The sequence below is a fragment of the Massilia sp. CT11-108 genome (assembly GCF_047302915.1).
Lineage (GTDB): Bacteria > Pseudomonadota > Gammaproteobacteria > Burkholderiales > Burkholderiaceae_D > Telluria > Telluria orientalis.
This window is the reverse complement of sequence record NZ_JBKYMO010000224.1, coordinates 1-9,160: the sequence shown is the minus strand read 5'-3', so window position 1 is coordinate 9,160 and position 9,160 is coordinate 1. Positions and strand designations below refer to the sequence as shown.

The window sequence follows — 9,160 nt, the reverse complement described above, 5'->3', positions numbered from 1 at the left end:
GCCCGAGACGACGCGCGCACGCACGCCGAACAGCGCATTCGACAGCGGCGCGCCACGGCGGGCCGCATCGAGTCCCGCGACGAATGCGCTGTCGTCGTCATGCGCGCCCGCCATCAGCGGCGCCAGCGTGCCGTGCGCGGACACCATCGCGAACAACTCGCCCGTCATGAACGTGGCGATGCGGCGGATGACGCCGTCCGCGAGATGCACCCACTTGCTGTGTGTGCCGGGCAGGACGAACCAGCCGTCGCGCCGGCCCAGCGCCACGGCGCCCAGCAACTGCGTCTCCTCGCCGCGCATGACGTCCACGTGCTCGCCGCGCTGCACGTAGCCGGGGACGATGAAGCACGGACGGCCCGCGCGCGGGTCGTCGACGCGGACCACGTGGTCGGGCAGCGCGTCCAGCGGCACGCCGATGTCGAGATAAGGCACTTCGCGCCAGCCCTGGGCGCTGCCGACCATGCCGGAGGCGACGGCGGGAATGCCTGGATCGACGCCCATTTCCGCCACGAGGGCGGCGAACGACCCGGCGAAATCGGGGCGCACGGCGAGCATGCCCTGGTCGTCGGCGCGCGTGGCGAGGCAGGTGCCGGCGGCGTCGACGAGATAGGCGCGGCGGTTGCTCGAGCCCCAGTCGATGCCGAGCAGGCGGTGTGATGCGGAGGAAGCCATCGCGCCAGCTTACACCGATTTGATGTACGTGACGCGCGCCGTCGGCTTGGGACGCGTGGCCGTCTCGCGCAGCGCGCCGAGCATGGCTTCCGCCGCGGGCGACAGCTGGTGATGGCGGCGCGTGATGATGCCGTAGACGTCCATCCGCAGATTCAGTTCGTACGGCAGCATGGCCAGCAGGCCGCTATCCAGGTAGGGCTTGACGAGTTCCACCGACATGGGCGCCACCATGTCGCTGCCCAGCAGCAGCGTCGTCACGACGGGCAGCTCGGCCGTCGACACGGTCTCCGCGGGCTGCTCCAGGCCCTGCGTGAGGAACAGCGCCGCCATCCGGTCGCGCACCATGCTGCCGGCGGGCGGCACGATCCACGCCTGCTGCGCGAGTTCGGCCAGGTCCAGGCCGCGCGCGCCCAGCAGCGGGTGTCCGGCGCGCACGATCAGGCTGTGCGGCTCGTCGGTGATCGGCTCGAAGTGGAATTCGTCCGCAATCGAACCGTCCACGACGCGGCCGATGACGATGTCGAGGTCTCCGGCACGCAGGCGCTCGACGAGCTGCTTGCTGCTGCCGACCTCGATCGACACGTTCAGGCGCGCATGCCGCGTCTTGAGCAGGGTAACGGCGGCCGGCACCAGCGTGGTCGACGGCGTCAGGATCGCCCCGACCGCGACGCGCCCGCGCAGGCCGGACATCAGTTCCATCACTTCCTGGTACGCGGCGTCCATCTCGGCCAGCGAGGCGCCGGCGCGGCGGATGAGCACCTTGCCGTACCACGTGGGCTCGACGCCGCGCGGCAGGCGCTCGAACAAGGTGACGCCCAGCGCGTGTTCCAGCTCGCCGAGCAGTTTCGAGGCCGCCGGCTGCGTGAGGTTCGCGGCCTGGGCGGCCTGCATGATCGATCCATGCCGGCCCAGTTCGACAAGCAGGACGAGGTGGCGCGTCTTCAGGTAGGCGCGGACGAAGCGGTCGGAACGGGGATCGGACATGGCGGTGCGGCGTGGGCCTTGAAAGTTTCCACAATGATAGTTGCCGATCCGCTCAGGGTCAAACTCGGGAATACGACTTAGTGCGGCTACCAACACGTTTTGTTACTCCGACGACAACGGCTCGGTACGCTGAGCCGTGATCACCGCCCGCTACCGGCCAAAAACGGGCCTACGCGCGCGCCCGTTTCCGGTTGAACGAAGTGCCACTTACCTGCCAGCACCGTCCGCGCTTAGATCAGATCAGTCGAACTTGACGAGATCCTTGAAGATCAGCTGCCCCCAACTTTTCCCGCGCGCATGCACAAGTAGTCCGCCTTCGGAAAGTCCGCCGAGCTTTACCGGCGAGAAACCGAGATGTTCCGCAAGCGCAGCGACCTCCGATGCGGCGTCGTTATCTTCACTCGCCAGAAAGACGACTCTCCTGCCGCCGTGTACGCACGGATCCTGGTCAAGCACCGCGGCGACCAGGTGATTGAAGCCTTTCACCAGCCTGGCTCCGGCAAACGTCGTCGCGACAAAGGCGGAGGACGGGAGACCGTCCAGCTCTTCAAGCGGGGCCTGCGTGTTCATCGCGTCGACGATGATCTTCCCGTTCCAGTCGGACAGGGCTTTTGCGACCTCCGGATGCGATTCGAAACGGACGGCCAAAAAGATGATATCCGCCTTGACGGCTTCCGCCAGGGTCATGGGAATGATCGTAGGCCCGATGGCGGCCGCCTCGGCTGCAAAGCTGCGCGGGTCGCGGGTGCTTGCAACAGCCACTTCGATACCTTTGCGGGCGAACGCCCTGGCCAGTGCCTGGCCAATCTTGCCGAAGCCAATAATTGCGTAACTCATATAGTTCTCCTTCGTTCCGGGGTGCGGTCAGAGCTTGTAACCACCACTCGCTTCGATCGCTTGGCCGGTCACCCAACGGCCCTCATCGGACGCAAGGAATGCCACGACGGCGGCGATTTCCGAAGGCTCGCCAAAGCGGCCCAGCGCGATTTGGGCCTCGACCGCCTTGACGAGTTCGGGATTCTCGCGGAATTCGGCGTTCGCATCGGTTCGCGTGAAGCCCGGCGCAACGGCGTTCGCCGTGATGCGACGCGGCCCCAACTCGATTGCGAGCGTGTGGGTCAGGGTGTTGATGGCCGCTTTCGCCATCGAGTAAATGGGCGCAGCCGTCACCGGCTTCGTGGCTGCGGCGGAAGAAATGTTGATGATGCGCCCGCCATCGGCAAGACGATCGAGAGCGGCCTGAACGATGAAAAATGGCGCGCGGGCGTAGACGGCCATCAGTGTGTCCCAACCCTCCGGCGTGGCGTCCCTGAAGCCAAGCCAACCGGAATTGCCGGCATTGTTGACCAGAATGTCGAGCGCTGTGCTACCGTTCCGTTGCGTGAATTCGTCGTCGAGTCTCTCGAACAAGGCCGGGACGGTGTTCGGATCAACGAGATCCGCATGGATCGCGAACGCGACGCCTCCCGCTTTCTCGATCGCCGCGACGACCTCGTCCGCGCTGGATTTACTGGCGTTATAGGTCAGTGCCACAGTCGCACCGTCTTTTGCGCGACGTTCGGCGATTGCGCGGCCAATGCCACGCGATGCCCCGGTGACGAGCGCTGTTTTTCCCTTCAGTGATTGTGTCATTCGATTTTTCTCCTCAGAGCTGTGCCAGGCCGCCGTCGACGGCGACCTCGCTGGCGGTCATGAAGCTGCTGTCCGACGAGGCAAGAAAGGCGGCCGCCGCCCCGATCTCCGCTGGTTCGGCCATACGCTGGAGCGGCGTCATCGCGCCGTACGCCTTCTGGCCCTCTTCACCTAGCGCCTGCCTGGCGAGTTCGGTCGCCGTCGCCCCCGGCGACAGCACGTTGACCCGGATGCCTGTGCCTTTCAAGTCCTCCGCCCAGGTCCGGGCAAGGTTGCGCACCGCTGCCTTGCTCGCGCTGTAGGCCGTGAATCCCGGGGCTCCCGTGGTACCGGCGCTCGATCCGGTCAGGATGATCGAACCGCCTGGACCCATCAGTGGCAGCGCCTTTTGCACCGTAAAGATCGTCCCCTTCACATTGGTGTCGAAGGTGTCGTCGATGTGCTCGGCGGTGATCTGGCCGAGAGGAAGCGGACTTCCCGCCCCCGCGTTGGCCAGGACGATGTCGAGGGTGCCGCGCTCGGCCTTCACCGCCGCGTAGAGCCGGTCGAGGTCAGCCAGCTCGGAAACTGAGCCGGACACGGCGCGGGCATTGGGCCCGAGGGCGGTGAGAGCGGCATCGAGTGCCTCCTGGCGGCGCCCGAAGATGAAGACGAAGGCACCTTCCTCGATGAAGCGCTTGGCCGCGGCGAGGCCGATGCCGGTTGCGCCCCCGGTGATGACGGCGGTCTTTCCGTTTAATCTGTTCATGTCGTGTGCTCTTTCATTCGCGTTGCGCGGGAGCTGGAAAAATTCCAGATGGCGCTGTATTATGTGGATCACCGATCCACATAATCCAATATATGGATCACTGATCCACTTGTCAAGGGAACTTATGCGAGCCGACGCCCAAAAAAATCGCAATCAAATCCTCACGGTCGCGCGTGACGTGGTCGCCGAGCATGGCGCCGAGGCCTCGATGCGCGATATCGCCCGCCGCGCCGGCGTAGGCTTGGCCACCTTGCTTCGTCATTTCTCGACACGGGAAGCCTTGTTCGAGGCGCTGCTGTGTACCCATCTGGACGCGCTGACCCGGAAGGCGGACGAACTCGAAAGCTCGGCTTCGGCCGACGAGGCGCTATTGACCTGGTTTCGGGAGCTGGTGGCATTCACGCGGAGCTACAGAGGCGTCGTCGCCATGATGGCGGCCGCCCACGCGAATCCGGACTCCGCGCTTTACGCGTCATGCGCCGCAGTGCACTCGGCAGGCGCGCGGCTGTTGCGGCGTGCCCAGGACGAAGGAACGGCACGCCCCGACATGACCGGGGACGACCTGTTCGCGCTGATCACGGCGCTCGGCTGGACAGCCGATCAACCGTCATTTGCGTCGCGAGTGGATCATCTCGTCACGCTCATGACGAGCGCCATCCTGAAAATTGGCCCCGGCACCGCCGCAAAGAAGCCCGAGCAACAGGACGCAGCTTAGTGGTGTCTGCATGGGATCGCGCCCGTTGGCCGACCCCGTGGAAGGATGCGCCTAAATGCGGAGCGAGAGTGCCGTCGCGAAGAAATCGGTGACTGCGCGCACGCGGGTGGGCACGAAGCGGCGCTTGGGCCAGACAAGGCTGATGTCGCGCGGCTCGTGGATGAAATTATCAAGTACCGTAACCACGTCCGAATCACGGAATTCCTCGACAAGAGATGCCCGATGGAACATGCCGATGCCTACACCGGCTTTCACGCCGGCCAGAATTGCTTCGGCGCTGTTGGATGACAGGTTGCCGCGCACCGGCACGCTGAAGCGGCCTTCGGGCCCGTAGAAATTCCACTCGGTCATTTCGCCGTAGATCAGGCAGTTGTGGTGGACCAGGTCGGCGGGCATCCCGGGTAATCCGCGCTGTTCGAAATAGCGGCGCGCACCGGCGCAGATCAAGGACGTGCCCGCCACACGGCGAACGACGGAATCCGGATCGTTGACCGTGCTCAGTCGGATCGCCAGATCGATGCGGTCTTCAACCATGTCGCGCAGCGCGTCGGACAGTACAAGATCCACGCGCAAGTCCGGATGGCGCACCAACAATTCCGGAATCAGCGGCAGAACGTGCAGGCGTGCGAACGTCGAAGGCGCGGCGATGCGCACGAGGCCGGAAACGTCCAGTGTGCTGCCGGCAAGTTCGCTGTCTGCCACTCGAATCTCCTCGAGCAGCGGCTTGGTACGCTCGTAGTACCTCTGCCCTTGGTCGGTAAGCGTCACCTTTCGCGTGCTGCGATGGAGCAGCGCTACGCCGAGCCGCGTTTCCAGAGCGTTCACCGCCTTGCTGACGGCAGACTGCGACTCACCTCTCTTGCGTGCCGCCGAGGAAAATCCGCCGGTCTCGACCACGGCTATGAAAGCACTCAATTCCTGGAACTGATCCATTCTACTTTGGAATAAGTCTTATGAAAATTTTTCGGATTATCACTTACTAATCACTAAATTACCATCCTCTCGTCAACTTTTTGTTTGGAGAGATTCTGTGACTTACGCAATCATCGGCTTTGGAGAAGTAGGACAAGCGCTTGCCAGTGCCTTCGCCCGCATGGGCATCGAAGTTGCCGTCGCTACCCGGCGTGCACCTGACGCGTTGGCGTCGCGGGCGCTGGCGATCGGCGGATCGGTTCGACCAAAAACCTTGCAGGACGCCCTGCAAGCCGACGTCATCTTCCTTGCCGTGCCGTTCCTGGAACATGCAACCGTTGCCAGGGCGCTGACGAACTGGCAAGGCAAGACGATCATCGATGCGACCAATGCCTATGGCGTGCCGGTCGAAACGCTGGACGGTCAGCCATCCTCCGCCGCCATCGCCAGGGCATTCGTCGGCGCTTCCGTCGTAAAAGGCTTTAATCATCTTCCTGCCGGTCTGCTGGCGGCCGATCCACGCGTCAAGGGCGGGAGACGTGTGGTCTTCCTGTCCAGCGACCACGACGAGGCAGTACCGCAGGTCGCCGCGTTGGCCGAACGCCTCGGCTATGCGCCGGTATGGCTGGGCAAACTCGGCGAAGGCGGTGCGCTGGTTCAGGCGCGCGGGCGCAGTTGGGCGTCGCTGATCTTCCAGGACCTCGTCAAAGCAGACTGACGCGACGAGCGCATCAATTATCCCCGTGCGCTCCATCGCTACCACCAGGAGGGGATTGACCGCCTCGCTCGCGCGGCGGAAGCGGCACTAGCAGAACCGGAGAAATAACATGCACATCGAACTTGAAAGCCGCACTGCCATCGTGACCGGCTCCACCGCCGGCATCGGCCGCGCGATCGCCGAAGGACTTGCACGCGCGGGCGCGTCTGTCGTGATCAATGGGCGCACCCAGGAACGCGTGGACGCGGCGCTCCACGACATGCGCGTGCTGCTTCCAAACGCCAAATTGAGCGGCGTCGCCGCCGACATCGCCACGCCGGAAGGTTGCGCAGCGTTGATCACACAGGTGCCTGACACCGACATTCTGGTCAACAACGCGGGCACCGCCCGTCCGAAGAACTTCTTTGACCAGACCGACGAAGAGTGGCTCGACCTGTTCCAGCTGAATGTGTTGAGCAGTGTACGTTTGTCGCGGCATTACATTCCGAAGATGACGGCGCGCGGCTGGGGCCGCGTGGTGTTCATCAGCAGCGAATCGGCATTGAACATTCCGAAGGAAATGATCGACTACGGCATGACCAAGACTGCAATGCTGGCGGTGTCGCGCGGCCTGGCCGAACTCGTCGCCGGCAGCGGCGTGACCGTCAATGCAGTGCTGCCCGGTCCGACGGATTCGGAGATCCTGTCGAACTGGATGACATCCACAGCCCGGGAGCAAGGCATCACGCCCGCCCAGGCCGAGCAGGATTTCCTGAAAACGATGCGTCCGACCACGCTGATCCAACGCTTCGCCACCACCGAGGAAGTGGCAAACATGGTAATTTATGTCGCCTCGGAACAGGCATCGGCGACGACAGGTTCGGCTTTACGTGTCGACGGCGGTGTTGTTCGCACAATTGCCTGATTCGCCAGGCAGCCGCAGTGGAAAAGTGCGTAACTTCACGGTCCTGCAACTGCTAAGCTGCAAGGATGAATGCAAAAACAATGAACCGACGTATCGGTTGGGCCATTGTGGCCATCGCGGTCGCACTGCCCGTCGTCTCCCCCCACGCCAGACCCGCCCCAGGTGGCGTGTCCTGCGGGCTCGGCCTGCCGCCCGGCGCTCCCGGCTTCGCGGAAGCCCAGGCGCAGCTGGCTCTCGAAGCCAAAACGCACGGCTATCTGAAGGTGTGCGAGGCAAACTTGGAGCGCTACCGCATTGCATTCCGACCGTCCGCGCCGATCATGGCAGATTTGTCGTTCCAGCCGGTGAACCTCTCTCGCACGCAATTCGCCAATTTCAAGAGCCTGGGCGCGATGATCGAGCCCGACAATACTCCGCATACACGCTTGTACCGCGGCTTTCTAATGCCCGACGGTCATATTGTGACGCTATTCGAGCAAGACATGTCCGTTGATGGCACCAGTAGTTGGCGTGCCCCGGAGGATGAGCCCGAACGCATCAACGGCATGCCCGCACGGCTCAGCGTGTTTCAGGCCCCTTCCGGCAACGCGATCTCGCACCTGTCCTGGGTCGAGCGGCGACGTGCTTACGAACTCTGGATCGATGCCAACGTCGTAGATACACCGCTGCGCAAGCAATTATTTGCGCTGGCGGCATCGCTTCCGCCTTCGGTCCCGGCTTGCCCGAACGAAGTGCCGCCCAAGCCAGCGCGAACAGGTGCCGATGGTTTTCCGGCAGATGAACCGATGCCGATAACGCTGACCCAGACGGAAATCGATGACATGTCCGACAGGAGCAAAAGGCCGTGTAAATAACGACCAACGCCTGCAGGCGAATCCCTGGATTTTATTCGTCTCAAGGGGTCGACTGAGGAGTTTCAGCAATGGCTTCTGCCGCCAGAAGCGGCCTTTCAACTTCGAAATAAAGGATTCTATGAGCGATTCACCCGATAAAAAAGGTAGCAAATTCATGGTGTCGGGATTTGTTTTGGAGTGGCGATTGGGTGCGCAATTGGCATCGCGATCGGCAACCTTGCTCTTGGCATTGGTCCAGGGGTCGCAAGTGGCGTTGTTATTGGCGCCTTGATTTCGAAGTCCCGGCGCTAGATTTTGCATTCGACCGTCAAAACAGCTCTGTTCTTCAGCACGGACCCGAAGGGCCGCGTTGGGTCGGTTCCGGCCGGTCGTGACCGCAGGTGACTTTTCCAGCTTTACAACATGCTATGCTGGCCCAACGGCCTGGGCCAGAAGCAGACGGACGTAAGCAGATCTATGGCTATACACTAACGCTAGGAATAACATGTTTGCTAAAAAAACCGTAGAAACCTATGAGGGCACAGTAGAACGCATCGGTGTCGTGCAGGAGTCTTCAAACGACGGTGGACGGACCTGCTACGCCATACTCTTGAAAGGGGAGGCCCAACCTCGAATCATTGACACTCAGCAGCGGAATGGCCCAGAAGAATTCGAGCTGCGCGTTCGGCTGGCCTTAACCTCACCGGGAGATTACGTAACTGCCCGTCGAGAGGGACACTACGTTGTCGAGTTCGAGAATCTTGCTTTGACTGCTCGCCTAAGCGGAGGCACGAATATGACCGATACCCGCCTCGGTTAAACAGGACGGAAAAGCTTGTTGGACTCAGAATTTCTTTATGCACATGTATGCTGCCACGGTTCAAAGTCGGCAGAGGCGTTGTTGGAATTGACTTCTGAGGACGCAGTTAGCGAATTCTTGGAGTGGTCCTACGACCGCTACGGGTCCAGGCTGTGTAAAAACGTAGGCCGGTGTAAACGAAACGGGTCCGGTAAACGTTGAGGAAGTATCTCATCACTGGGG

Annotated in this window: 11 protein-coding genes; 5 read left to right on the top strand and 6 right to left on the bottom strand. The window is 62.4% G+C overall.

The features are described from left to right. The 5 genes from ACEN88_RS17895 to ACEN88_RS17875 all read right to left on the bottom strand — a co-directional run. Positions 1–672 (bottom strand): 2-dehydro-3-deoxygalactonokinase (locus tag ACEN88_RS17895; RefSeq protein WP_413341671.1); only part of this gene is annotated, 672 nt, incomplete at its 3' end. 9 nt (positions 673–681) lie between these two features. Next, positions 682–1,656, bottom strand: coding sequence for a LysR substrate-binding domain-containing protein (locus tag ACEN88_RS17890; RefSeq protein WP_413341668.1), 975 nt, complete (start codon positions 1,654–1,656; stop codon positions 682–684). A 240-nt stretch (positions 1,657–1,896) separates the two neighbouring features. After that, positions 1,897–2,493 carry an NADPH-dependent F420 reductase gene (locus ACEN88_RS17885; protein WP_413341666.1) on the bottom strand — a complete coding sequence of 199 codons (597 nt, stop codon included), beginning with the start codon at positions 2,491–2,493 and terminating at the stop codon, positions 1,897–1,899. A gap of 27 nt (positions 2,494–2,520) precedes the next feature. After that, a complete protein-coding gene (locus ACEN88_RS17880; protein ID WP_413341665.1) occupies positions 2,521–3,288 on the bottom strand; it encodes an SDR family NAD(P)-dependent oxidoreductase in 768 nt (255 codons plus the stop codon). A 13-nt stretch (positions 3,289–3,301) separates the two neighbouring features. After that, a complete protein-coding gene (locus ACEN88_RS17875; RefSeq protein WP_413341663.1) occupies positions 3,302–4,036 on the bottom strand; it encodes an SDR family NAD(P)-dependent oxidoreductase in 735 nt (244 codons plus the stop codon). A 124-nt stretch (positions 4,037–4,160) separates the two neighbouring features. On the opposite strand from ACEN88_RS17875, the gene ACEN88_RS17870 reads away from it, so the two are divergent. Then, positions 4,161–4,751 carry a TetR/AcrR family transcriptional regulator gene (locus ACEN88_RS17870; protein WP_413341661.1) on the top strand — a complete coding sequence of 197 codons (591 nt, stop codon included), beginning with the start codon at positions 4,161–4,163 and terminating at the stop codon, positions 4,749–4,751. Between the two features lie 51 nt (positions 4,752–4,802). Here ACEN88_RS17870 and ACEN88_RS17865 read toward each other — a convergent pair whose 3' ends face one another. Continuing rightward, positions 4,803–5,684 carry a LysR family transcriptional regulator gene (locus tag ACEN88_RS17865; protein ID WP_413341659.1) on the bottom strand — a complete coding sequence of 294 codons (882 nt, stop codon included), beginning with the start codon at positions 5,682–5,684 and terminating at the stop codon, positions 4,803–4,805. 97 nt (positions 5,685–5,781) lie between these two features. On the opposite strand from ACEN88_RS17865, the gene ACEN88_RS17860 reads away from it, so the two are divergent. From ACEN88_RS17860 to ACEN88_RS17845, 4 genes are all read left to right on the top strand, one after another. After that, complete coding sequence (locus ACEN88_RS17860; protein ID WP_413341657.1) at positions 5,782–6,381, top strand: NADPH-dependent F420 reductase; 600 nt, start codon at positions 5,782–5,784, stop codon at positions 6,379–6,381. Positions 6,382–6,490: 109 nt separating this feature from the next. Next, positions 6,491–7,285 carry an SDR family NAD(P)-dependent oxidoreductase gene (locus ACEN88_RS17855; RefSeq protein WP_413341655.1) on the top strand — a complete coding sequence of 265 codons (795 nt, stop codon included), beginning with the start codon at positions 6,491–6,493 and terminating at the stop codon, positions 7,283–7,285. A gap of 80 nt (positions 7,286–7,365) precedes the next feature. Next, a complete protein-coding gene (locus tag ACEN88_RS17850) occupies positions 7,366–8,139 on the top strand; it encodes a hypothetical protein (protein WP_413341653.1) in 774 nt (257 codons plus the stop codon). 484 nt (positions 8,140–8,623) lie between these two features. After that, positions 8,624–8,938: a hypothetical protein gene (locus ACEN88_RS17845; protein ID WP_413341651.1), complete on the top strand. Its 315-nt coding sequence runs from the start codon at positions 8,624–8,626 to the stop codon at positions 8,936–8,938. Positions 8,939–9,160 lie beyond the last annotated feature (222 nt).

What these genes read in the sequence shown, in the direction of transcription:
- ACEN88_RS17885 (WP_413341666.1), bottom strand. Translation starts at nt 2,493, where the DNA reads ATGAGTTACGCAATTATTGGCTTCGGCAAGATTGGCCAGGCACTGGCC.
- ACEN88_RS17870 (WP_413341661.1), top strand. Translation starts at nt 4,161, where the DNA reads ATGCGAGCCGACGCCCAAAAAAATCGCAATCAAATCCTCACGGTCGCG.
- ACEN88_RS17890 (WP_413341668.1), bottom strand. Translation starts at nt 1,656, where the DNA reads ATGTCCGATCCCCGTTCCGACCGCTTCGTCCGCGCCTACCTGAAGACG.
- ACEN88_RS17855 (WP_413341655.1), top strand. Translation starts at nt 6,491, where the DNA reads ATGCACATCGAACTTGAAAGCCGCACTGCCATCGTGACCGGCTCCACC.
- ACEN88_RS17880 (WP_413341665.1), bottom strand. Translation starts at nt 3,288, where the DNA reads ATGACACAATCACTGAAGGGAAAAACAGCGCTCGTCACCGGGGCATCG.
- ACEN88_RS17875 (WP_413341663.1), bottom strand. Translation starts at nt 4,036, where the DNA reads ATGAACAGATTAAACGGAAAGACCGCCGTCATCACCGGGGGCGCAACC.
- ACEN88_RS17850 (WP_413341653.1), top strand. Translation starts at nt 7,366, where the DNA reads ATGAACCGACGTATCGGTTGGGCCATTGTGGCCATCGCGGTCGCACTG.
- ACEN88_RS17845 (WP_413341651.1), top strand. Translation starts at nt 8,624, where the DNA reads ATGTTTGCTAAAAAAACCGTAGAAACCTATGAGGGCACAGTAGAACGC.
- ACEN88_RS17865 (WP_413341659.1), bottom strand. Translation starts at nt 5,684, where the DNA reads ATGGATCAGTTCCAGGAATTGAGTGCTTTCATAGCCGTGGTCGAGACC.